This window comes from Acetobacterium tundrae (genome assembly GCF_008086615.1).
GTDB lineage: Bacteria > Bacillota > Clostridia > Eubacteriales > Eubacteriaceae > Acetobacterium > Acetobacterium tundrae.
The window spans coordinates 191,492-214,587 of sequence record NZ_RXYB01000001.1 but is presented as its reverse complement, the minus strand read 5'-3'; the positions used below and the strand labels follow the sequence as shown (position 1 = coordinate 214,587).

23 protein-coding genes are annotated in these 23,096 nt (G+C 37.5%); 5 read left to right on the top strand and 18 right to left on the bottom strand.

The window, feature by feature from the left end:
• Positions 1–16: 16 nt before the first annotated feature.
• The 4 genes from miaA to FZC40_RS00960 all read right to left on the bottom strand — a co-directional run bounded on the left by miaA (position 17) and on the right by FZC40_RS00960 (position 5,946).
• Positions 17–967, bottom strand: a complete 951-nt coding sequence (gene miaA, locus FZC40_RS00975; protein ID WP_148602078.1) for a tRNA (adenosine(37)-N6)-dimethylallyltransferase MiaA — start codon at positions 965–967, stop codon at positions 17–19.
• On the bottom strand, positions 968–2,998 hold the full coding sequence (gene mutL, locus FZC40_RS00970; RefSeq protein ID WP_243135680.1) for a DNA mismatch repair endonuclease MutL: 2,031 nt from the start codon (positions 2,996–2,998) through the stop codon (positions 968–970).
• A gap of 116 nt (positions 2,999–3,114) precedes the next feature.
• Positions 3,115–5,502, bottom strand: coding sequence for an endopeptidase La (lon, locus tag FZC40_RS00965; protein WP_148602076.1), 2,388 nt, complete (start codon positions 5,500–5,502; stop codon positions 3,115–3,117).
• Between the two features lie 36 nt (positions 5,503–5,538).
• Positions 5,539–5,946 (bottom strand): MarR family winged helix-turn-helix transcriptional regulator, encoded by a 408-nt coding sequence (locus FZC40_RS00960; protein WP_243135620.1) that lies wholly within the window; start codon positions 5,944–5,946, stop codon positions 5,539–5,541.
• A 261-nt stretch (positions 5,947–6,207) separates the two neighbouring features.
• On the opposite strand from FZC40_RS00960, the gene FZC40_RS00955 reads away from it, so the two are divergent.
• Positions 6,208–6,963, top strand: coding sequence for a peptidylprolyl isomerase (locus FZC40_RS00955; protein WP_148602074.1), 756 nt, complete (start codon positions 6,208–6,210; stop codon positions 6,961–6,963).
• Positions 6,964–7,084: 121 nt separating this feature from the next.
• Here FZC40_RS00955 and FZC40_RS16995 read toward each other — a convergent pair whose 3' ends face one another.
• Positions 7,085–7,258, bottom strand: a complete 174-nt coding sequence (locus tag FZC40_RS16995) for a hypothetical protein (RefSeq protein ID WP_186843616.1) — start codon at positions 7,256–7,258, stop codon at positions 7,085–7,087.
• A 160-nt stretch (positions 7,259–7,418) separates the two neighbouring features.
• Here FZC40_RS16995 and FZC40_RS00950 point away from each other — a divergent pair, with 160 nt between their 5' ends.
• On the top strand, positions 7,419–8,153 hold the full coding sequence (locus tag FZC40_RS00950) for a MerR family transcriptional regulator (RefSeq protein WP_148602073.1): 735 nt from the start codon (positions 7,419–7,421) through the stop codon (positions 8,151–8,153).
• Positions 8,154–8,281: 128 nt separating this feature from the next.
• Here FZC40_RS00950 and FZC40_RS00945 read toward each other — a convergent pair whose 3' ends face one another.
• The 8 genes from FZC40_RS00945 to pyrB are packed head-to-tail and all read right to left on the bottom strand — an operon-like array spanning position 8,282 to position 14,422.
• Complete coding sequence (locus FZC40_RS00945) at positions 8,282–8,803, bottom strand: type 1 glutamine amidotransferase domain-containing protein (protein ID WP_148602072.1); 522 nt, start codon at positions 8,801–8,803, stop codon at positions 8,282–8,284.
• A 26-nt stretch (positions 8,804–8,829) separates the two neighbouring features.
• On the bottom strand, positions 8,830–9,405 hold the full coding sequence (gene pyrE, locus FZC40_RS00940) for an orotate phosphoribosyltransferase (protein ID WP_148602071.1): 576 nt from the start codon (positions 9,403–9,405) through the stop codon (positions 8,830–8,832).
• Positions 9,406–9,451: 46 nt separating this feature from the next.
• Positions 9,452–10,357, bottom strand: coding sequence for a dihydroorotate dehydrogenase (locus tag FZC40_RS00935; protein WP_148602070.1), 906 nt, complete (start codon positions 10,355–10,357; stop codon positions 9,452–9,454).
• Positions 10,350–11,051, bottom strand: coding sequence for a dihydroorotate dehydrogenase electron transfer subunit (locus FZC40_RS00930; protein WP_148602069.1), 702 nt, complete (start codon positions 11,049–11,051; stop codon positions 10,350–10,352). Before FZC40_RS00930 ends, FZC40_RS00935 begins: the two co-directional genes overlap by 8 nt.
• Entirely contained in the window at positions 11,042–11,902 is an 861-nt protein-coding gene (gene pyrF, locus FZC40_RS00925; protein ID WP_148602068.1) for an orotidine-5'-phosphate decarboxylase, read from the bottom strand. The genes FZC40_RS00930 and pyrF overlap by 10 nt, the downstream gene beginning before the upstream one ends.
• Entirely contained in the window at positions 11,877–13,049 is a 1,173-nt protein-coding gene (locus FZC40_RS00920) for a dihydroorotase (protein ID WP_148602067.1), read from the bottom strand. Before FZC40_RS00920 ends, pyrF begins: the two co-directional genes overlap by 26 nt.
• 16 nt (positions 13,050–13,065) lie before the next feature.
• Positions 13,066–13,500, bottom strand: a complete 435-nt coding sequence (locus FZC40_RS00915) for an aspartate carbamoyltransferase regulatory subunit (protein ID WP_148602066.1) — start codon at positions 13,498–13,500, stop codon at positions 13,066–13,068.
• Positions 13,484–14,422, bottom strand: a complete 939-nt coding sequence (gene pyrB, locus FZC40_RS00910) for an aspartate carbamoyltransferase (RefSeq protein ID WP_148602065.1) — start codon at positions 14,420–14,422, stop codon at positions 13,484–13,486. Before pyrB ends, FZC40_RS00915 begins: the two co-directional genes overlap by 17 nt.
• A 365-nt stretch (positions 14,423–14,787) precedes the next feature.
• Here pyrB and FZC40_RS00905 point away from each other — a divergent pair, with 365 nt between their 5' ends.
• Positions 14,788–15,681: a fumarylacetoacetate hydrolase family protein gene (locus FZC40_RS00905; protein WP_148602064.1), complete on the top strand. Its 894-nt coding sequence runs from the start codon at positions 14,788–14,790 to the stop codon at positions 15,679–15,681.
• Between the two features lie 62 nt (positions 15,682–15,743).
• Here the strand turns inward: FZC40_RS00905 and FZC40_RS00900 are convergent, their stop codons facing one another.
• From FZC40_RS00900 to FZC40_RS00880, 5 genes are all read right to left on the bottom strand, one after another.
• On the bottom strand, positions 15,744–16,544 hold the full coding sequence (locus FZC40_RS00900) for an ABC transporter permease subunit (RefSeq protein WP_148602063.1): 801 nt from the start codon (positions 16,542–16,544) through the stop codon (positions 15,744–15,746).
• Entirely contained in the window at positions 16,541–17,440 is a 900-nt protein-coding gene (locus tag FZC40_RS00895; protein WP_148602062.1) for an ABC transporter ATP-binding protein, read from the bottom strand. Before FZC40_RS00895 ends, FZC40_RS00900 begins: the two co-directional genes overlap by 4 nt.
• Before the next feature lie 81 nt (positions 17,441–17,521).
• The gene (gene rsmA / locus FZC40_RS00890; protein WP_148602061.1) at positions 17,522–18,385 is read right to left on the bottom strand and encodes a 16S rRNA (adenine(1518)-N(6)/adenine(1519)-N(6))-dimethyltransferase RsmA; all 864 of its coding nucleotides are present in this window, start codon (positions 18,383–18,385) and stop codon (positions 17,522–17,524) included.
• 117 nt (positions 18,386–18,502) lie between these two features.
• The gene (locus tag FZC40_RS00885) at positions 18,503–19,156 is read right to left on the bottom strand and encodes an HAD hydrolase-like protein (protein ID WP_186843617.1); all 654 of its coding nucleotides are present in this window, start codon (positions 19,154–19,156) and stop codon (positions 18,503–18,505) included.
• 16 nt (positions 19,157–19,172) lie between these two features.
• Positions 19,173–20,996, bottom strand: a complete 1,824-nt coding sequence (locus FZC40_RS00880) for a sensor domain-containing diguanylate cyclase (RefSeq protein WP_186843618.1) — start codon at positions 20,994–20,996, stop codon at positions 19,173–19,175.
• A gap of 218 nt (positions 20,997–21,214) precedes the next feature.
• Here FZC40_RS00880 and hisZ point away from each other — a divergent pair, with 218 nt between their 5' ends.
• On the top strand, positions 21,215–22,471 hold the full coding sequence (gene hisZ / locus FZC40_RS00875; protein WP_148602059.1) for an ATP phosphoribosyltransferase regulatory subunit: 1,257 nt from the start codon (positions 21,215–21,217) through the stop codon (positions 22,469–22,471).
• Positions 22,471–23,091: an ATP phosphoribosyltransferase gene (gene hisG, locus FZC40_RS00870; protein WP_148602058.1), complete on the top strand. Its 621-nt coding sequence runs from the start codon at positions 22,471–22,473 to the stop codon at positions 23,089–23,091. The genes hisZ and hisG overlap by 1 nt, the downstream gene beginning before the upstream one ends.
• Positions 23,092–23,096 lie beyond the last annotated feature (5 nt).

Sequence of the window (23,096 nt, the reverse complement as noted above, 5' to 3'; positions counted from 1 at the left end):
CTTTTTTTCTTTGTTACTATTCGCTAATCTGTGAAGCGATCACAGTGAGGCACTCTTCCAAAAGCATTTCGAGTTTCTTATCTTCACTCATTTCAATCCAGTGAATGCGTTCAGCCTTGCGAAACCAGGTCATTTGTCTTTTGGCATAATGACGAGAATCGCGTTTTAAGATGGTTACTGCCTCTTCCAACGATGTTTCGCCCTGAAGATAAGGCCTTAATTCCTTATAACCGATGGCCTTAAGTGCCGTTAGATTCCACTTGTATCCACGATTGAGAAGCATTTGAGCCTCTTCTATTAAACCCGTCTCAATCATCAGGTCAATACGTCGATTAATTCGATCATACAGAATTTCTCTCGGCCATTTCAAACCAATCATCACATAATCATATGGGACTTCCTGCGTTTTTGTTTTTTCGTCAAAATATGATTTCGGCTTTCCGTTAATTTCATAAATTTCCAATGCCCGGATGACTCGATTTAAATTATTGGGATGGACCGTTTCGGCAGTGATCGGATCCACGTTCTTTAACCGCTCGTATAGAGCATGCTTGCCAAAGACTTCTGCTTCGGCCTTCAACCTTTGCCTAATTTCTTCATTGCCGTCATTTTTCTGAAAATCCCAAGGAAGCGTCAGACTATTGATGTACAAGCCCGTTCCGCCGACGATAATGGGAAGTTTTCTCCTTCCTATAATAGTTTCGATAGATTTTAATGCCGCTTCTTTGAATTTTGCAACGCTAAACTCCTCGTCAGGTGAAACGAAATCTACAAGATGATGGGGCACGCCCTGCATTTCCTCAGTCGTTACTTTTGCCGTTCCAATTGTCATGTATTTATAGATCTGCATGGAATCAGCCGAAATAATTTCACCATTTAGTTTTTTTGCAAGCGCCACTCCCAGAGCCGTCTTACCACTCGCTGTTGGTCCAACCAAAACAAGAATTTTCGGTTTGTTGATAGCCATTCATATCACCCGTTTAAATAACTTCATTAATTCATATTCCTTAAGCCGCGTGATGATGGGTCGGCCATGCGGGCAGGTAAAGGGATTGTCCAGTCGCATCAAATCAGTCAATAGTTGCTGAATTTCTGCCTGCGTGAGTGGTTGTCCACCCTTTATAGCCGCTTTACATGCCATACTGATTAATTTATTCTTTATTCTAAGCGAAACCACATTATCTGAGCCAGAATATTCTTCATCCGTATCGCATATATTCTCATCAATTGCACTTTTTAGTAACTCAATGGTTTGCGGTTCACCCATTAGTACCGGCACACTGCGAACCAGTAAACTATCTTCGCCAAAGACCTCGCATTCATAACCTATCTTTTTATAGAATGCCAATGCATTTCTTACTCCGTCTAAATCTTTGGGCCTTATTTTAACGGGAATCGGTGTTACCAGTCCCTGGCTGGGTATTAAACCACCGCTTTTAAAAAGTCCTTCCAACTCTTGGGTGAGGAAAGCTTCATGAGCGGCATGCTGATCAATCAGATAAATCTCTTTCATTCCTTCCAAAAGGATATAACCATTGAACAATTGGCCGACAATTTTCATTTTCAACAAATCCGGAAGGTTCTCCTTTTTACTGGTCGGCGCTTGATCCCTGACTATAAACGTATTGGTTTTTTCAAATACACTTTCGCTGTTTTTTTGATTGATCTTCGATTCGAAGAAAAGCGTCTCGTTTTTATTCGACATTTCTCGATCTTTATCAGCTTTACTGGATTCATTCTGCGATTGATGAGTGACGTCTTTAGAATTCGTTACGATTGGATCTATTTGGGCAATATGAACCTGAGCTTTTTCTTCGATTTTTATCATCCGGTCATTGAAATTTGATCCAGTCTGTTTTTGCATTTTATCCCTATCGGGGGAACACTGATCATCTTTTGTCTTCTTTTTGATAATATCAGCACTCGAATTTTCTATTTTTTTGTCTATTTCTATCTTATTGATAATTTGTGTCATTTCTTTTTCTGAAAGCTGTTCTTTTCCATCCCCAATATTCACCACTAAATTTGCTCCGCGCAAAGTTTCCCGTATTCCCTGTTTAAATAACAGACAAATTAAACTTTCGTTTAATATTTTTATTTCAGTTTTTGCGGGATGGATATTAATATCCAACATTCTGCCAGGAAGTTCTATAAAAATAATACCAAAAGGATGTTGGTGCTTCATGGTGTAACCCATGTAGGCTTCATCCAAAGCCTGGGCTAATTGAGGATTCTTGATATAACGTCCGTTGATAAAAAATATTTGATCCTCACGGTGATTTCGCATCATCTTAAGATTACCGATGTAACCACCCAGCTTCATGGGACTGTTTTCATAATCAATGGCAATCAGATTGTTCCCCTCTTCCCACCCATATAGCACATTTACAACATCTATTACTTTTCCTGAACCCGGTGTATCTAAAACAGAACGCCCGTTACACTTTACCTGAAATGCAATATTCGGATGTGACAATGCGATTTTATTCATTAAATCACGGATTAAGCCTTCTTCTTTTTTATCCTTTTCCATATGTTTTCTTCGTGCCGGCGTATTAAAAAAAAGATCCCAAACTTTTATTTCCGTCCCCTGGTTGTAAGAACACACCCGTTGATTAATAAGCATTCCACCTTCAAAAGAAGTAAAACTTCCCACTTCCTCATTTTCATTTCGGGTTGTTACTTGTACTCTGGCCACTGCCGAAACACTGGACAAAGCTTCCCCACGAAATCCCAATGAATTGATGGTTTCCAAATCATCAATAGTTGTTAATTTACTGGTCGCATGCCGTTTGAAAGCTAAAGGTATTTCATTATAAGCAACCCCGCAGCCATTGTCTCTGATTACAATTTGATTTTTTCCTCCGGCTTCGATCATAACCGAGATGTGATTTGCTCCGGCATCAATTGCATTTTCAACTAATTCCTTAACCACCGAAACGGGTCGAATAATAACCTCACCGGCAGCAATTTTATTGATTGTTTCATTATTTAACATTTTAATTTTCATAAATTTATTATAGCATAAGAAAATAGCACCGTCGATATAACCTAATACTAAAAATAAAAAACAGGAGCCATCAATTGACAACTCCTGTTTTCATTTTTACTGTTTTATTTTTTCAGCATGTTTAATTGACTTTTCGGTTCCATGTTCGGTCGATTTAAAACAAGCTTAGGTTCAGGCAGTTCGATGCCCAGTGCTTCTTTAAAAACATCTTCAATGCTTGAAACATACTTAAATGTCAATTCATTTCGCACTTCATCCGGAATATCAGGGACATCTCTTTCATTGTCTTTTGGTAAAAGAATCGTTTTGATCCCACTGCGTTGCGCAGCAATGACTTTTTCTTTAATTCCACCAACCGGAAGCACTTGACCGCTGAGGGTAATTTCTCCAGTCATGGAAAGCTTAGAATCAACCTGTTTTCCTAAAATAAGCGATGCCAGAGCCGTTGTCAAAGCCACTCCGGCGGAAGGCCCGTCTTTAGGTGTTGATCCCGAAGGCACATGAATATGAGTATCGTATTTAAAATAATCAAATCCATTGGCTAGTTCTCCTAAATGAGAACGAATAAGGCTCATTGCAATGGTAGCACTTTCCTGCATAACATCTCCCAACTGACCTGTGAGTGTCAGTTTCCCGCTGCCTGGCATTAAGCTGGCTTCTATGAAGAGAATTTCGCCACCCACGGTTGTCCACGCCATACCGGTTACAACTCCCGGCTTATTATTTTCTCCCGCTTTTTCATGTCGTCTTGTTTTATTCCCCAAAACATCGCTAAGATTTTCGGTTGTTACAACAAATGGCAATTCAACTGTTTTCGATACAATTTTTTCTGAAACGAACCGAGAGATTTTTGCTAATTGCTTCGTTAACCCTCGCACTCCAGCTTCCGCTGTATAGTTTTCAATAATCGCTTCAATAGCGGTTTCTTCAATTTGAAGCATCTGATCGGTTAAACCATGCTCTTCCAATACTTTTGGCAACAGGTGATCAAGAGCAATATGCTTTTTCTCACCATTTGTGTAACTCGACAACTCAATGATCTCGGCACGGTCCAAAAGTGGCGCCGGTATAGTACTTAAATCATTTGCTGTGGCTATGAAAAACACATCGGATAAATCATAAGGAATTTCTAAATAATGATCTGAGAATGAATTGTTTTGCTCAGGATCTAAAACCTCCAGCAACGCTGCCCCTGGATCACCTTGATTTGATATTCCCATTTTATCTATTTCATCCAGAACAAAAACTGGGTTTTTGGCTTCGGCATTACAAATTCCTTTAATAATTCGTCCCGGCATTGCTCCTAAATATGTTTTTCGATGGCCACGTATCTCAGCTTCATCACGAACACCGCCTAAACTGGCTCTCACATATTTTCGGTCAATTGCCTCGGCAATACTCTTTCCTAAACTTGTTTTTCCCGTTCCCGGAGGTCCCACTAAAAGAAGAATTGAGCCTTGTTTGTCTTCTTTTAATTTCATAACCGAAAGATGTTCAATGATTCTTTTCTTCACATCATCAATTCCATAATGATGCGAATCCAGAACTTTTCGGGCATGTTCGATATCAATTTCTTTCTTTTCACTTACCCACGGCATTTCAAGTAATAAATCAAGATAATTCATGATCACATTACCCTCTCCGCTGTTTGGAGGGGTGTTTTCCAGCTTGTGCACTTCTTTTAGCGCAATTTTCTTGACATCTTCAGGCATATCCGATTCCAGTACGTGAGTCCGATAATCCTCGTCTTCTTCAACATCCCCATCCATTTCTCCGAGTTCTGCCTTAATATTTTTCAGCTGTTCCCGAAGCATTGCTTCACGATAGGATTTGTCTTTTCTTTGAGAATACTTTTTACTGATTTCTAATTGCAGATGCACTGAATCTTTTTCTCGTACAATGTAATCAATAAAATTAAGGGTGCGTTCTTTGACCGAGTCGATTTCCAATAAATCCTGTTTGCTTTTTAATGGAATTCCCATCATGGGAACGGTATATCCCATGATTTCTTCTAATGAAGGTAATCCTTCTAAAATGGTTATAAAGTATTCAGCCCCTTTAAATTTGTTGCTCAAATCCTTCATTAAGCCTTTAATATATACGATCATTTCTTGTTCTTCAGCTTCCGTGATATCCATAATGTCTTCTTGATCGGTATAGGATGCTGTAATTTGTTTTTCTTCAAAAGTAAAATCATATATTTTCACACGATTAATTGTTGTAATATCAATGACAAACCCAGTATCCGATTTCTGTATGTTATCAAATTTCATCAACACGCCGATTCGATAAAATGAGTCAGATGTTAATTGAACTAATCCTTTGTAGTCTTTTGTTGACAAACCAATCGCCAATGTATTATTCTTTACAATAAGCTCTTTGATATTGTTTCCGATATCATCATTCACAAAAATCCGGGTGCTAATTCCAGGATAAATCACAGTCTCTGTAATAGGGATTAATGGTGCATTTTTGATTTCCAGTACGTTCATTTTTTTCCTCCTAATCCTCTAACCTTATATTTTATTTTAAAGGATTTTATTTAGTAAAGTGATAAATTGATCCAGTTCTTCATCTGTAAGACTATTTGTAATACGCTCCACAAGGAGCACCTGTGTTTTTTCTTCAGCTCTTGCAATGGATTTGCCTTTAGGTGTTAGATAAATAAAATACACCCTGCCATCCTCTGGAGAACGTTCTCGATAAACACATCCCATTGAAATGAATTTACTGATCAATTCAGTAATCGTCGGTTTTGAATTTCGCGTTTCCTGAGCAAGCTGGCTAAATGTCACCCGATAATTCTGATCGATGATTCGCAGATAATATACCTGTTTGATTGTTATATCTCGTGCCTGACCTTCTTCAAGAAAGTCCGCTTCCATCTGAAGCAACTTTTGATAGGCCTGATATAATTCATTTTTCTTACATGTCATAATATCACCCAACTGATTTTATTAGTTAGTTTTAACCTAACTACTTGATAGAAGTATAGCTCTCTTACTGACAATTGTCAAGAAGAGAACTATACTTTTGCTAATCAATTAAGTTTTATTTAATTATCTATTTGAATTGATGTTCTCGGACATTTTATATTGCTTTTTTCCATAATAAGCATTTACTCATCTATATATTGACAAAAAACATTGAAAAGGCTATGATCTTTATTAAATAAATTAATTTTCAAGGAGATAATTATGGAAAAAACCCCTTTAGCTACCGTAGGTAGTAAAACAATTTACACCGCGGATTTAGATGCCTTAATCAAACAATTACCCCAGGAACAGGCGAATCAGTTCTCATCTCATGAAGGTCGTCGACAGTTATTAGAAGAGCTCATCGCCCAGGAACTTTTTTATTTAGAAGGTAAAGAAGAAAAGGCTGATGAAAGTGAAGAATTTAAAAAAATGCTCGTTGATGCTGAAGAAAAGCTTTTGAAAACACATATGATTGCTCAATTTATGACGAATGTCACCGTGCAAGATGAAGAAATTGAAAAATTCTACAATGAAAATCCCACCCAATTCATCGCATCTGATAGTATTCGTGCAAGCCATATCCTTCTGCCAACGGAACAACAGGCAATTGATATTATTGAAGAGATTAAAAATGGTAAATCCTTTGAAGCAGCCGCCAAAGAATTTTCAACTTGTCCTTCTAGCGACAAAGGCGGGGATTTAAGTTATTTTTCAAAAGGTCAAATGGTTCCAGAATTTGAAACCGCTGCCTTTGCCTTAGAAATCGATGAAATGACAGAAGTTCCTGTACAAACTCAATTTGGATACCACATCATTAAACTCACCGATCGAAAAACATCACAGACCATTCCCTATGATGCAGTAAAAGAAAATGTACGCAATTTTTTGCTGCGTGAAAAACAAAACAGAGCCTTTATTGGCAAGGTTGACGAACTCAAGCAAAAATATCCAGTAACCATGGAAATGGGAATATAATCAAAAAAGGAACTGTGCTATAAGACAGTTCCTTTTTTATTTTGGGAATCGTCAATCATCAAATGATCATATCGTCAACTTGGCAACTGTCGATTCCCAATAAACTTACAAAGCCTATTTTTTAAAACTCGTCCGAATCTTTTTTGCACAAAAATTTATGACCTAAAATAAAACCGACTATCACAAAGAATGCTGCAAAAACACCCAACACACATGGAATAACTTTTTCTTTGTGCTCAATAAAACAGCACTGGCTCTCTTCACTCTGACTTTCTTCTTTTTTATGACAGCACATTCTTTTTTCCTCCTAATTTAGTTTTTCCTTATTTTTATATTATATACCCATTTCTCCTAAATTTAACCTACTATATTTAATTCCAAAATTTTTTTTCAATAATCACTTGACTCTTACCTTAAGTAATAGTTTATTATTGAACTTGTAAGGAGGTCATCAAATGAAAATGACTGTAAAAGAAGTCTCCTATCTCACCGGAGCTAGTGTGCGCACCCTTCACTATTATCACAGTGAAGGAATTCTTATTCCGAGCGAGATTTCTCAAAATAAATATCGATACTATGATGAAGACAATCTAAAGAAATTGCAGAATATTCTTTTTCTTAGGGAACTGGATTTTTCAATCCAGGAAATAAAACATATTCTTTTAGATCCAAATTATGATCAAATTGAATCTTTTACAAAACAGCGAAACCTTCTTTTGCTAAAGCGAGATCGTTTGGACAACCTTATTACTTTATTAGATAAAAAAATAAAAGGAGAAAACAACATGAATTTTGAACCATTTGACATGAAAAAAATTGAAGAGATGAAAACAACATATGAAAAAGAAGTAAAAGAACGTTGGGGAAATTCCCTGGCGTATACCCAGTATGAAAACAAAACAGACCACTATACCCCTGAAAATTGGGAAGAAATTCACAATGAAGCTGAAAACATCTACACTGACTTTATTAAAAACATGAACAAATCACCAGAAGATCCTGAAGTTCAGGAATTAGTCGCTAAATGGCAGCAACACATCAGCAATCATTATTATGACTGCACGAAAGAAATTCTTTCCGGACTAGGTCTTATGTACATTCATGATGAGCGTTTCAAAGAAAACATTGATGAACATCATGAAGGATTAGCGCAATTCATGAGTGATAGCATCCGTATTTATTGTCTCTAAAACAACTTTTAATTCTGAGTATTGCTAAGCTCAAATATTAAGGCCAACTATTTATCGCTGCATACTGCAGCAAGATAAAATAATTGGCCTTGATTTTTTTGTTTTAACTTCTAGTTAATATTCAACTCTTATTTTTGTTCTTTTAAAACTTTAATATAATCCTTCATATATTCAGGCAAATCGGGGGGACGTCGACTTGATACGATATGGCCGTCAATAATGGACGCCACATCATGCCAGATGGCGCCGGCATTTCTCATATCATCCCTGATGCCCGGAGTACTGGTTACATTGATACCTTTTAGAATCCCTGCCGAAATAAGAACCCATCCGGCGTGGCAAATCTCGCCAATCACTCGTTTTCGAGTATCCATATTTTGTATCATATCCAAAACGACGGGAAAACGTCTTAACGCATCAGGTGCCCATCCTCCGGGTACCAAAATACCGTCGTAATCCTGGGGATTAATATCAGTAAAAGAATAATCCGAAACACAGGGCACTCCGTATTTGCCGACATACTTTTTACCTGCCGTTTCTCCCACAACATGAACAGTGACGCCTTCTTCGCGTAAGCGAAGCACCGGGTACATTAATTCAAGATCTTCAAAATCATTGCTGATCAATGCGATAATCTTTTTGCTTTCCATATTGTTCCTCCTATCATTTTTATTTGTTAGGCATTTCCTCTGGAGCCGGGTTTAACCAGTTGAATTTTTCCGACTTTACAAACTGGACAATCTTTTGCATCCCACGCCGTTATTTCTAGCTTAATTGAAGAATAAATCGGCATGTCTATTTCAACTCCCGGGGCCCGACGATCAGCTATGCAGGCAACCCCCAATACTTCAGCGCCCAAAGCTTCCAGTACTTTCTTCGTTTCAATAGTTGATTTTCCGGTGGTTACAACATCTTCGGTGATAATCACTTTTTCACCGGGTTTGATCTCAAAGCCTCTTCGCAGCTGCATTTCGCCATCTTTACGTTCTGTGAAAATGGATTCTTTTCCCAGCTGTCGGCCAATTTCATAAGAAACAATGACCCCGCCCATGGCTGGCCCAACCACCTTATCGATATCTAATGCTTTTAACTGTTCCACCACCGGTGCCAATACCTTGGCAGCTTTATCCGGGAAACGCAACACTTTTGCACATTGCACATATTGGTCACTGTGTTTGCCGGAAGATAGTAAAAAGTGTCCTTCTAAAAATGCATCCGTTTCTTTTAATATTTTCAATACTTCTTGATTCATCCTATTTCCTCAATTCTATATTTTAATCTTTCGCTTAACTTGCCGTTTAGACAATCCCACGGATCTCCGAGATATTGGAAAGCCCTTCTTTTTCACAATAGACTTCCAGTCCCTCAATAATTTCAATCGGTGCCAGAGGATTAATGAAATTCATGGTCCCAATTTGAATACAGGTTGCTCCTGCCATAATAAATTCCAGCGCGTCTTCCCAGGTGCTGATTCCGCCCATCGCCATTATCGGTATGTTAACCGCCTGACAAACCTGATGCGTCATTCGCAGGGCAATGGGTTTAACCGCCGGTCCCGAAAGCCCGGCGTACAGGTTGTCAAAAACAACAACCTTTTTTTTATAATCAATGGCCATCCCCTGAATGGTATTAATCAGAGAAATACCTTGAGCGCCGGATGCTTCACAAGCCACCGCTATCTCGGCCACTGAATCCCCGTTTGGAGATAATTTTACCATCACCGGGTGATTCGAAATGGCCACCACTTTTTTAGTGATATCCCCTGCGGTCTCCGCTGTCATGCCATATGCCATTCCGCCCGCCTTCACATTAGGGCAGGAAATATTCAGCTCAATGAGCTTCACATCGATAGCATTCAGTTTTTCAATGGCCTTCAGATAGGATTCTTCATCTTTTCCCCCAACATTGACAATGGTTACGGTGTCAAGACTCTTTAGATGCGGCCATTCGTTTTCGATAAAAGCATCGATTCCCGGATTTTCCAAACCGATGCTGTTCATTAAGCCTGCGGGTGTTTCCCATAAACGGATGCCGGTGTTTCCAGATTGTGGTGCTAAGGTCAGGCCTTTTGAGCACAGTCCGCCAAGTTTTTCCAAATCATAATATGCTTCATATTCCCGGCCAAAGCCAAAAGTACCGGAAGCGGGAACAACCGGATTTTTAAAGAGAATCTCGTTGAATTTTGTTTCAAGTTGTTTAGACATAAAACACCTCACCGCTTAAAAAAACCGGACCATCTTGACAGACTTTTTTATTTCCGTATTTTGTCGCACAGGTGCAACCCAGACAAGCACCGATTCCACAAGCCATATGGGCTTCCATTGATACATAAACCTGATTTTCTGCAGGCGTTACTTTTGCGACTGATTTCATCATTACTTCCGGACCGCAGGTTACGACCACCTCGCTGGCTGCTACTTTCAGTTGATCGGTGATAATTCCGCCGATATTCAAATTCACTTCATCAGCAATCGCATTAAAGGATTCCACACAATAGGAGCTATCTCGAAAACCCAGGTATACCCGACAATTTCCATGCGGATTTTTTTTCTTGTAATCTTTCATGAGATAGTATAATGGCGCGATTCCAATGCCTCCGCCAACCACACAGAGATCCCCGACAATCTGGGGAAAGCCATTACCCAACGGTCCCTGCAAGGTCACTTCACTCTGAGCTTTTAGACAGGATAAAATTTCGGTTCCTTTACCAACCACTTGGTACAAAAAGGTCAATTTTCCGTCCTCATAATCGTGAACGCTAATCGGTCTGGACAATAAGGGATCTTTATCCCAGGCTCGCAGCATAAAAAATTGACCCGGTAAAACCGCACCGGTAAACGCAACCGTCATTTTGCAAATCCCGGGACTAACAAATTCGTTACTCTGGATTATAGCCATTGAAGAATGTCCTCCTTCATTGCCAGCGTCGCATTTCGGATGTGCTCTGCAAAACCCTCATCTTCACAGCCTGCTTTTTGATGACCGGTAATCAGGCCCCGGGATGAATTGACAACCGCACATCGGGTGCGTTTAAGAATCTTTGCGATATCTTCCCCTTTGCCTCCCTGGGCACCATAACCCGGCACCAAAAAGAAGGTATGAGGGCATCTTTTTTGAATGGCTTCAAATTCGTCTGGTCGCGTCAAACCGACAACGGAACCAATGGAACTGAATCCACATTCGCCTCTGAACGCACTGCCCCATTTTTCGATTTTATCGCCCATGATTTCATAAATGAAATCATCCCGAACTTTCAGGTTTTGCAGATCAACTGCCGATGGGTTTGAAGTGCGTTGAAGAATAAAAATGCCCTTATTATTGTCTTTAATATAAGAATAGTAGGGTGACACCGCATCTTCTCCCATATAAGCATTAACCGTCATAATATCCACTTCAAAATCACCGCTAAAATGACCTTTGGCATATTGGTCTCCGGTGGATGAAATATCCCCCCGCTTCACGTCCCCAATCACCACAATGTTTTTGCTTCTGGCATATTTTACCGTTTCGCTATATGCCTTGAGCCCATCTAACCCGAGAGATTCATAGCATGCAATTTGAACCTTGTAGGCAGCTGCCAGATCTTCTGTGGCATCTATCACCTTTTTATTGAAGGCTATTATTTTTTCACCATCAGACCAATCCTTTAGAAGTAAATACTGCGGTAAAAATTTAAGTGTTGTATCAAGTCCCACACAAATTGGGCCTTTTTTTATCGCATCTTTATAGAGTCGATCCATTATCATCATATTTTATATTTCCCTTCACCATCGTCATTAAAACTTTGCCTTTAAGGGTTTCTCCCCCAAATGGATTGTTTCTGCTTTTAGAAATGAAATTTTTGGGATTGATTTTACCCGCCCAATTCAGATCAACTAAAACTAAGTCTGCCGGATATCGTTCTTTAACAAGACCGGCCTTTATCCCCATCCGTTTTGCTGGTGCATAGCTTAACATTTCACTCAATTTTTCCAGTCCGATTTTATTTTGATTAAACACAGTATAATACATGGAAAATGCCATCTCAAAATTATTAATGCCGGGTGCCCCATTTTGTTTATCTTCCTCTGAATGTGGGGCATGGTCCGTCCCACACATATCAATCATCCCGTCTTTAATGCCTTCAATTAATGATCGACGATCTGGGTAGGTTCTAAAAGGGGGATTCACTCGGTATTCCATCGCTGATGCAAAAAGATGATGGGGTGTCACTTCACAGGTTATATCCAGACCTTTTTGTTTCGCCATCTGAATGACTTCCAATGTATCTTTCTTGCTGATATGACAGACATGCAAATGGCCGCCATAACTTTCCAGAAGCTCAACATCCCGTTTAACCAAAGCTGTTTCCGGATCACAATGGGTTAAAAGAATAAAATCATTTTCTGCGGATGCTTTCAAACCTTTTACCATGGTATCCTGATTTAAAATAGAAACGCCATCATTGGAAAAGACGTTGGTCAGTGTTCGCAATGCTTCAAAATCGACTAATTCCTCTTCACTGAAATTCTTGGTCACTGCCGACACTTGAATCAGCTTACAAAGATCCAAATCGGTTGCTTTTTTTAAATTTTTTTCGAGGATTTCTGCATTATCAATGATTGGTTTGGTATTTGCCATGGCAACTAAAGACGTGAATCCGCCCTTCAAAGCTGCCTTCATCCCAGTCTCCATGGTTTCCTTGTATTCATAGCCAGGATCTCTTAAATGACAGTGCATATCGATAAATCCCGGCATCAGTACATGTCCCGCTCCATCGATTTCCTTATCGTACGCTGCGCGAACCACGCCTTTTTCTTTGTAAACTTTTTTTATTTTTCCATCTTCTATTAATACCTTGCCGGATCGCAGTCCTTCAGCATCTACAATTTCAATGTTTTTAATCAAGGTTTTCATGTGTCCCTCCTTCTTTTTAGTCTTCTTCAATAAAGGTCGTATACGCGTCACAATATTCACAACGATACTGCTTTTTTTCCTCATTAACTAAATAAAATTTTATTCCTCTAACGTCTTCATACTGAGTAATACAGCGAGGATTTTTACATTTCATGATTCCATTGACAACTTGTGGCAGCGTGAGTTTGATCTTTTTACACATTTCTCCATTTTTGACAAAATTTATGGTCACATTGGGATCAATGAGGCCTAAAACAGTCATATCAATTTGCATATCCGTTTCAATTTTAATCAGATCTTTTTGTTTCATTTTTTTACTTGGAATGTTTTTCAGCAGGACGACCACATCATCAATATCATTGAGGTGGAGCGCCTTATAAATCTCAAAGCCGTGACCTGCTTCGATATGGTCAATAATGATTCCCTTTTTTAGTTTAGATACATTTATCATTTTTATCCTCCACCCCCAAAAGTTTAGCAATCAGTGCCATTCGCACATACATTCCATATTTTGCCTGGGTAAAATAAACCGCTCTGGGATCATCATCAACCTCTGTGGCAATCTCATTAACCCGTGGCAATGGGTGCATCACGATCATATCTTTTTTTGCACTCTTCATTTTCTTTTTATCAAGTACATAATAGTCTTTCAACCGAAGATATTCTTCTTCACTGACAAAACGTTCCCGTTGAACTCTGGACATATAAAGTATATCCAAGTCTCCAATCACTTCATCCAGGTTTGTGGTTTCTTTATAAATCCCGTCATTCAACAGATTGAGAATATTTTCGGGCATCTGCAGTTCTTTTGGCGATATAAAGACAAACTTTACCCCCTGATATCGACTTAGCATTTTTACCAACGAGTGAATCGTCCGGCCAAACAGTAAATCGCCGCAAACGCCAACCACGTGATTGTCATACCCACCTTTAAATTTCCGAATGGTCAGTAAATCGGTCAATGTCTGAGTTGGGTGTTCATGTCCCCCATCGCCAGCATTAATAATCGGCATATTCTTAGCAAACTTTGACACTAGCCGTGCCGTTCCTTCCCGTGGATGCCGGATAACGGCAATATCCGAATAACATTCAATGGTTCGGATGGTATCCCCTAAACTCTCCCCCTTAGAAACTGATGAATTATTAGGATCATCGAATCCAATAATTTCACCACCTAAGCGAAGCATGGCGGCTTCGAAACTAAAACGCGTACGAGTCGAAGGCTCATAAAAAAGGCTGGCTAATAATTTTCCCTTACAAACCATAGAATAACCCTCTGGGTTTGCAATAATATTATCAGCCAGCTGCATAATCGATTCAATTTCATCTAGCGAAAAGTCGTTAGGTTCGATTAAATGTCTTCCTTTTAACATAATGTTCCTCCTATTCATCAACACAATTGTGGGCAAAAAACAAGCCGCTTAAAAATAATAGCGGCATACTTTGTAATAGGCATTTTCCTAATTAAATGGTTTGTTTTTCACCTTTTATGCCACGCTCAATATGAGCATGCATACTAAATTACAATAATCATAATTTAATTATCCGAAATTGTCAATGCTCTTTCATTAAAGAAACCGTCATCTTAAGATATTATTTTGACTATTTTGTTTCTAACACTATGACGGCGATTCTATTTTTACTTTTTCACAACTTTCCTTTTGATAATAGATAAATCATCTGGAATTTCAATCGGTATAATGATATGATAAAAAAAGAAAAGAAGGAGGAATTCTATATGTATTTTGTAACTTATCAATATAATGCTTTTAATGAAGGCGGAATCCTAACCGAGGATGAAAAAAAAGTTTTACCAATTACAACAATTGGAAAGCTTATGGGTCTCAAATTTCCAGAACGATTAATCGATTTTATTCCGATAGCTACCGATAAATTGTTAGCTGACATTCAAAATAAAATGGCTGAAAATCCAAATCTTGGGATTAATCTCAGTCTGGTTAAACTGTTAGCTCCAATTCCCAAACCACCAAGAAATATCTTCTGTCTGGGAAAAAATTATGCGGATCATGCAAAGGAAATCAAAAATATTCCTTCATTGACCGAACTTCCGGAAAGCCCTATTTATTTTTCTAAGCTGCCAACGTCTGTCACCGGTCCTGATACGGTTATCCTATCTCATGCCAAGGCAACCAAAGAAATTGACTATGAAGTTGAACTTGCCATTATTATTGGAAAAGAAGGCTCGGATATCCCCAAGGAAAAAGCCGAGGCGTACATCTTTGGCTACACCATCGCCAACGATATTACTGCTCGTGATTTGCAAAAAAAACATTCCCAGTGGTATAAAGGTAAAAGTCTTGATACTTTCTGTCCACTCGGACCAAAAATTCTTCATAAAAGCGCATTGAAACTTCCTTTTAATATCGCATTAACCTGTCGGGTCAATGGCGAAATCCGACAGCATTCCACTACAAGTCATATGATTTTTGACATTCCAACAATCATCAGCGACTTATCTAAAGGGATAACACTACTTCCGGGAGATATCATTCTTACCGGAACACCTGCCGGAGTTGGGTGTGCAAGAAAACCACCCCTGTTTTTACAGCATGGCGACAAAATCGAAGCAGAAATTGAAAAAATAGGGGTTCTAAGAAATATTATTGAATAATCATCTTGAATTTAGAGTATAAAAAAGCGCACCCAATAATTTCGGATGCGCTTTTTGCGATTTTAAACAGGCAGACGCTTAATTCCAAAAGCGCCGACTCCTGCTGCAAATAAAAGCAGACTAATTGTTAAAAAGCCGACACATATAGTCACAATATTCGCTTCGCCTTTTACAATCGCAAGGCTGTTAAAAGCATTATATAATGAATATTTTCCTAAAAAAGCAGTTAGGTCCGAAATACCACTGAGTATCGTAAACAGGAAAAAGATAATGAGGATTCCTGCGCCAAAACCTAAAGATAATGTCGTGTCATTAAACAAACAAGAAAAGAAAAAACAAATCATTCCAACTGTTATTGTCAATAGACACGCACAGAGATTAAGTTCAAAAAATACGGACTTATCAAGTGTTCCTGGAAAACAATACCCACTTACTGCCAAGCCCACAAGAAAAAGAACAGAAAATAAGACAATGATGGAAAATACCATATATATGCCTTGAGTCACAATGATTTTCACGCGACTATTTGGGGTTGTTAATAAACAGGCAAAAGAACCATCATTGACCCATTTTGCGACCAAACGATTTCCGAGGATAATACAATAAACCATTGGAAAAAGATAAATTATAATTCCGTAGAATAAACTGCCGATAAAACCAGTTAGCCCACTGTCAATTGTGCTAAGTCTCATAGCCTTTACCAATGCAACTGGTAATAATGACAACATATCCACAAGTGCTCCGACACCATTTGGATCATACATATAAATAATAACCCCCAGATACAACGACATCAAAAAAACAAAAATTAATAGCAGGAAAATGTTATCTTTTATGTCTTTAAGAAACAAAGGAATACTCATGCGTTTATCGCCTCCTTACTATAATACTTTTGAAAAATTTCTTCCAATGTCTGCGTGTTTGAGTTGAATACTAAAACCTTCTCATGAGATAATACTTTTACTAAAGCATCAATACGATCCCCTTGACAAAGTATTTCATAATCTTTTTCAGAAAACTGTTTGTAGCCAAAGCCATATTTTTTTAATTGTTCTAAATTCGGATGATCTTCAAATCGCACAAAATACGATTTTATCTCTGCCGATTTCACCTGAATAATATCATCTTGGGCAACAATGCGCCCTTCTTTTAAAATTCCTACCCGATCACAGGTACGTTCGACATTTTCAAACATATGTGTTGCCATTAAAATTGTCTTTCCCTGGCGTTTTTCTTCAATGATCAAATCAACAAATCGCGACTGCATAAGAGGATCGAGTCCATTTGTGGGTTCATCTAAAATCAGAACTTCCGGATCATGCATGAAAGCAGTAACAATTGCCAATTTTTGCTTCATATCATTTGACAGGTTCTCAATTTTCCCTCGGGTTTCCAATTCGAAACGTTCAATCAATGAATCTCTCAATTCCGTTTTCTTTGACCCACTTGAACCGCGCATTCGCGAAATAAAATTAAGATATTCTTTAACCCGCATCCCATCAAAAAAAGAAGTTTGCTCTGGAATATAGCCAGTTATTTTTTGAATGGCTGCTGCTTTATTAAAACAATTCAATCCATTTATGGTTGCTAACCCTTTGCTGGAATGACTTAATCCCATTAAGACCCGAATTGTTGATGTTTTTCCAGCCCCTTTTGGCCCAATGTAACCAAAAGCTTCACCTTTTTCAACCTTAAAATTTAAGTCGAATATTCCTTTACTGCCTGAATACTTAAGGGTGATATCCCTTGTTTCAATCATACTTTTCTCTCCTTTAAAACAAATAATTAATTTCGAGATTTTTTATTGTCAAGTAAACCAACTGTATTCTTTATCGCTTTTTCAATTTATATAATTGTTCAAATGATTGGCAATATTAGCGAACTCAGACCCTGTTAATGTTTCGCCTCGAATACCTGGTGCGATGCTGCATTCTTCTAATACCTTAAGCAGCACTTCTTTATCAAAAATGGTGTTCATTGTTAAACCGTTGATCAAAGTCTTTCGACGATTTAAGAAGCTTGCCTTTACAACCGATAAAAACAGTTCTTTGTTTTCCACCTTGAATTTTGGAGAATCCAGTTTTTTAAAGGTAACGACAACGGAATCAACCTTTGGTCTGGGAATAAAAACATGAGATGGTACACTAAAATCAAGTTTAATATCGGCATAAAATTGAGCAACAATACTCAATGAACCATACGCTTTTGTACCCGGTCCACCGCAAATACGCTCTCCGACTTCTTTTTGAATTAAAAAAGTCATCGATTCAATGGGTAAGTCTGATTCCAAAAAGCCCATAATGATTGGAGTTGTAATGTAATAAGGTAAATTCGCAACAATTTTAATCGGCAACTTCCCGATGTCATCACCAAGAAGTTCTCGCACATTCGTTTTAAGAATATCTCCTTGTATGATTTCAACATTATTGCATTCTCTCAGTGTTTCATGAAGTACCGGAATCAGTTTTTTATCTATTTCCACCGTGACGACTTTCTTGGCATTCTCGCTAAGAACTTGAGTCAGGGTTCCAATCCCGGAGCCAATTTCTAAAACGAGATCTCCTGTATCAACTTCTCCAGCCATCACAATTTTCCTTACAATATTTTCATCGATTAGAAAATTCTGTCCAAATCTCTTGTTAAAGTGAAGGTCATATTTTTTTAATAGTGTTTCAATTACGTGTGGAGATGTTAATTTTTCCATAAAATCCTTTCAATTTTTAAACTTTGCTGCAGATAATAAAATTACGATTAAAAATTAATAACTTAACTATTATACACTGTATTCTAATTTCCGTGAAGCCCCTTCGTTTATTATATTCTAAGCCATCTTAATTTTATTGTTCTTCCTTACTATATCGATAACTTCCCATAAATTTTCTATCATAAATGTTGGTTTGCAGCGTTCAAGAGCAATCGGTGTATTGTAACCCCAATTTACTGCAACCACATCTACCCCAACCTTTTGGCATGCTTCAATATCACGGGATTCATCTCCCACATATAACATTTCCCTTGGATCAATATCATATTTTCTTAATACTTTTTTTATTTTTTTTCCTTTGGACATTAAAGCCGAACACATAATAAATTCAATCTCATGACTCAATTCATAGGTCTTGAGAAACTGCGCAACGGTCTTTTTTATATTCGACGTTAAAATACCAGTATGATCTGTTTCTTTTCTGAGTTCCGTAAAAAAAGCATGAATATCTGGAGAAAATGCATTAATATCACTGGATTCTTCCTTTAATAACTTCTGTCCTTCTCTCAGTACCCTGGGAAACTGATAAAATGGGATATCGACAATTTCTTTTATTTCCTTAATATGAAGATTTTTTATATGCTGCAATTCTTCCATTGTTACAGTACTGTATTTGTATTTTGATGCCAGTTGATTGTATATGTTGAAGGCTTTCTCTTCAGTATCAGCGAGAGTACCATCAAAATCAAAAACCACACATTTATAGGTCATATATAACTCCTCTAATTTAATAGTTAATTGTTCTGTACTTCTTCATTTTTTCCTTTACGTCCAGTTCCAAATCTTGATTGTAAAAATAATAATCGACATTCAAATGCTGTGCTTCATGCATTGCAGCACTTGCAAAACGAACAAGATCTTCTTTGCAACTTGCATGCTCCGGAAATTTTGAAACGCCAATATGACTTTCCAGTTTTATTTGAGAATCTTTCACCGTAAAGGGTATCTTTAATAACTCAGTAATTAATTTGCAGAGCTCGGTTGTTCTTTCCTCATCAATATCACAAGGATAAAATAAAACAAATTGATTCGCATATCGCCGGACAAAAAGTCCGTATTTTCCAATTGCACTATACAAACGCTCGCTGATCAACCTTATCACTTGATCTTCTGCACTTTGTCCGAACCCGTCTGCGACAACAAAAAGTCCTTTGATATGAATGAATAATAAGACCAGATGCTTATCTTGTCTTATTCCGTTTTTTTTAAAATAATTATCCAATACCTGGTCCAATTTATAACGATTGGGAAGTTTTGTAATTGGATCCAATACAAATGATTCTTCAAGTGCTTTACGTCTTTTAATTGTCTCACTAATATCAATGCCAAGAAGGATATTTGCAAATTCATTATTTTTTTTCGTAAACGTTGCGTGATCCCATTGGATATAATGAATATCGCCAGTGTAATCTTTCATGGGCATAGGCTTCTTGAAATTCATATTTTCTTCAACAAATTTTCTATGAGTTCGATTTAATTTCCCGAAAACATCAAGTAATTGTTTTCCCCGAGCAGCTTCATTATTTATCCCAATCAGATGACTAACCTGATTATTAATGCTACTGACTTGAAAATCACTGTTACATTCAATATATAGTAGACTACAGTTGTTTAAAACCGTATCCGTATAAGTAAGCTGCGCATTAAGTTCGTCTCGTAAATCGACTTGCGCCGTTATGTCCTGCAGGATCCCTATTGTTCTTAAATGTTCATTGGTGTCCGAAAAAAAATGCCGAATTCTTAAATAAATATCGCGGATTTCACCTCGATTATTTTTTATTCGATACTGTGTATCCACTTTTTTTTGGTTCTGGAAAGCACTTAAAAAAGCCTTCCACACGCGGTTTTGATCATCTTCATAAGCCATGGAATAAATAATATCAAGAGTTGGCTCAACCTCACCCTCTTCATAACCTAGTATACTATAAAGTTCTCGTGACCAGTAGATCTTTTTTGTTAAATAGTCGATTTTCCAATAGCCTAATTTGGCCAAATGTTGTATCTCTAACAACTCATCCTGTTGTTGATTAATATAATCATCTTTTTCATTTGTCTTTTTTAAATCAACTGCGGTAACGCAATAAAACGTTTGTGGTTCATTTTTCATATTTTCAACTGCAATCAAATGAACCTCAACATGAAAAGGAATAATATCTCCACTACTGTGAAAAAATTTTGTATCAAATTCATAAATTCCGCACTCTTCTAATGCCTTCGCAAATGCGTCCTCATGATCACTGTGAATATAGTCTATCTTCAGTCGTTGAATATTTTTATTAATAATTTTTTCTGATGTCTTTTCACAATATTTCAGAAATTCATCATTCACAGTTTGAATGACTCCAGTATCATTAACAATAAATGCACAATCCTTAATCAGATTGATCAGCCCATCATAAAGTTTTAGCCGGACCTCATAGTTATTAATCCTTCGTTTGGTTTCTTTCGACTTCAACGCTACAAATAAAATCCAACCAAAAAAAACAATGGTCGCAACGACTACCATCATTATTATATGGTCACTGGTGAAAATTTTAGAAAAATCAACCATCGTGAATACCTTACTTTCTGATGCCACACTTTCGATACAAACTTATACAAACGTTTTTTATATTTTAACTTATGATTCCACGATTTGCCTTTAAATCATGGGTATACTATAATAAATAAATATTAAAAACCCATTAAAAGCTTTGACAAATAAAATAAAAGTGTTAAAATGATATTATCGCTTTAGCGAACTACTGTAATAAAGTATTGGAGGTTCATATGCTTTTTAACTACAACATTGATGGCTTTGAAAACATTCAGCATCAAGATTATTTCTCATTACAAAAAAACATCAATCAACTCATGTCGCTTTACCGGTCCTATGGGTACCAGCAGATATCAACACCGACCTTTGAAACCTATGATCTTTACGTTCATGAAGATTCTATTCCCAGCGACGATCTTTTTAAGTTGGTGAATCATCAGGGAAAAGTTCTCGTATTAAAACCAGATGCAACCCTGCCAATCACTCGGATGGCAGCCATGAATCATCCAAATTCTGATGAAATCATTAAATATTCATATCAAACTAATATTTACCGAAATTTTTCTTCACCTGAGATGGTTAAAAAAGAAATTACACAAATTGGAATTGAATATTTTGGAAATAATAGTCCAGAATGTGACGGCGAAGTGATTGCCCTTGCGATTCTATCGCTTCTCGAGTACGGCATTAAAGATGTTCACATTGATCTCGGCCATGTCGGATTCATAAATTATCTTTTTGATGAATTAGCCTTATCACCTAAATCAAAAGAAACACTTTTTCGATATATTGAAAATAAGAACATTGGTGATATTGCCACCTATTTAGAACAGCTGAAATTACCCACTGACAAAAAAGACATCATTCTGAAGCTTCCCACGCTATATGGCAAACCGAAAACCGTGCTGAAAGAAATGAAAAAACTCTGTATTAACGAAAAAATGGAATGGGTTGTTGAACAAATTTCAGAAATATATCATCATTTAGAAGTGATGGGACTTTCCAACTATGTTATCTTTGATCTGGGATTTACCAACCAAATGAACTACTACACAGATATTAATTTTAAAGGTTATATCAACAATTGCGGCGAACCGGTTATTAGTGGTGGGCGTTATGATAATTTATCCGAAAAATTTGGAATACCCCGACCCGCATGCGGTTTTGCCATTGATCTTCTAAAGGTCATTGATTACATGGAACAGGAAAATTTGTTGCCTCAGGATGATCAAAACAAGAATGTCATTTTTTATGATTGCACTGACAAGGCTGCCGCTTATCAATTCGCCGAAAAATTTAGAGCGAATGGCTCTATTGTAGAAGTTTTTTTGAGTAAACAAACCTGGGAAGATCATGTTCGCTCATTTCGAAAAAGTGAGCTTTATAAAAATGCAAAACTCTATTTTCTATTTGAAGGAAAACTTTTCGCTGAAAAAAACAATGAATTTTTGCCCTTTGATTCCATAGCTATTGAAAGTGAGGTGGAATAATGGTTATCCGTTTTGCTCTTGCAAAAGGCCGTGTTGCTCGAAAGGCCATTGAACTCCTCGTTGCATTGGGATATATTTTTGAAGATTATTCAGAAAAAAGCCGTAAACTTATTTTTACCGATACAACCGGCACCATCGAATTCTTTTTAGTGAAATCCCCTGATGTTCCCATTTATGTCGAAAAGGGTGCCGCTGATATTGGCATCGTGGGAAAGGATGTTTTAATGGAACATCCTGCTCAGGTATATGAAATGCTTAACTTGAATATCGGACGTTGTAAAATGTGTGTTGCCGGATATAAAGACCGACCCATTCCCTATGGAAAGAAACTGGTGGTTGGCACCAAATATCCAGTTATTGCCAAAAAATACTTTCACACTAAAGGTCAATCAGTGGATATCATTAAATTAAACGGATCGGTTGAATTAGCACCGCTTATCGGTTTATCTGATTGTATTGTTGATATCGTTGAAAGCGGCAACACCTTAAAAGAAAACGGTCTGACCGTATTAGAAGAAATCTGTGACATTAGTTCACGCTTAATTGTGAATCAAGTCAGTTTAAAAACCAAGCATGAGTTAATTAATCCTATTATTAAGGAATTTGAAACTCAGCTTTGAGGAAG

Coding starts and splice junctions, on each gene's coding strand:
- FZC40_RS00930 (WP_148602069.1), bottom strand. CDS start 11,051: ATGGCTATAATCCAGAGTAACGAATTTGTTAGTCCCGGGATTTGCAAA.
- FZC40_RS00945 (WP_148602072.1), bottom strand. CDS start 8,803: ATGGAAAGCAAAAAGATTATCGCATTGATCAGCAATGATTTTGAAGAT.
- lon (WP_148602076.1), bottom strand. CDS start 5,502: ATGAACGTACTGGAAATCAAAAATGCACCATTAATCCCTATTACAGAG.
- pyrB (WP_148602065.1), bottom strand. CDS start 14,422: ATGTTAAAAGGAAGACATTTAATCGAACCTAACGACTTTTCGCTAGAT.
- FZC40_RS00905 (WP_148602064.1), top strand. CDS start 14,788: ATGTATTTTGTAACTTATCAATATAATGCTTTTAATGAAGGCGGAATC.
- FZC40_RS00915 (WP_148602066.1), bottom strand. CDS start 13,500: ATGATAAATGTATCTAAACTAAAAAAGGGAATCATTATTGACCATATC.
- hisZ (WP_148602059.1), top strand. CDS start 21,215: ATGCTTTTTAACTACAACATTGATGGCTTTGAAAACATTCAGCATCAA.
- FZC40_RS00960 (WP_243135620.1), bottom strand. CDS start 5,946: ATGACATGTAAGAAAAATGAATTATATCAGGCCTATCAAAAGTTGCTT.
- FZC40_RS00880 (WP_186843618.1), bottom strand. CDS start 20,996: ATGGTTGATTTTTCTAAAATTTTCACCAGTGACCATATAATAATGATG.
- FZC40_RS00935 (WP_148602070.1), bottom strand. CDS start 10,357: ATGTCTAAACAACTTGAAACAAAATTCAACGAGATTCTCTTTAAAAAT.
- FZC40_RS16995 (WP_186843616.1), bottom strand. CDS start 7,258: ATGTGCTGTCATAAAAAAGAAGAAAGTCAGAGTGAAGAGAGCCAGTGC.
- hisG (WP_148602058.1), top strand. CDS start 22,471: ATGGTTATCCGTTTTGCTCTTGCAAAAGGCCGTGTTGCTCGAAAGGCC.
- rsmA (WP_148602061.1), bottom strand. CDS start 18,385: ATGGAAAAATTAACATCTCCACACGTAATTGAAACACTATTAAAAAAA.
- FZC40_RS00895 (WP_148602062.1), bottom strand. CDS start 17,440: ATGATTGAAACAAGGGATATCACCCTTAAGTATTCAGGCAGTAAAGGA.
- pyrE (WP_148602071.1), bottom strand. CDS start 9,405: ATGAATCAAGAAGTATTGAAAATATTAAAAGAAACGGATGCATTTTTA.
- miaA (WP_148602078.1), bottom strand. CDS start 967: ATGGCTATCAACAAACCGAAAATTCTTGTTTTGGTTGGACCAACAGCG.
- FZC40_RS00955 (WP_148602074.1), top strand. CDS start 6,208: ATGGAAAAAACCCCTTTAGCTACCGTAGGTAGTAAAACAATTTACACC.
- mutL (WP_243135680.1), bottom strand. CDS start 2,998: ATGTTAAATAATGAAACAATCAATAAAATTGCTGCCGGTGAGGTTATT.
- FZC40_RS00920 (WP_148602067.1), bottom strand. CDS start 13,049: ATGAAAACCTTGATTAAAAACATTGAAATTGTAGATGCTGAAGGACTG.
- pyrF (WP_148602068.1), bottom strand. CDS start 11,902: ATGATGATAATGGATCGACTCTATAAAGATGCGATAAAAAAAGGCCCA.
- FZC40_RS00885 (WP_186843617.1), bottom strand. CDS start 19,156: ATGACCTATAAATGTGTGGTTTTTGATTTTGATGGTACTCTCGCTGAT.
- FZC40_RS00950 (WP_148602073.1), top strand. CDS start 7,419: ATGAAAATGACTGTAAAAGAAGTCTCCTATCTCACCGGAGCTAGTGTG.
- FZC40_RS00900 (WP_148602063.1), bottom strand. CDS start 16,544: ATGAGTATTCCTTTGTTTCTTAAAGACATAAAAGATAACATTTTCCTG.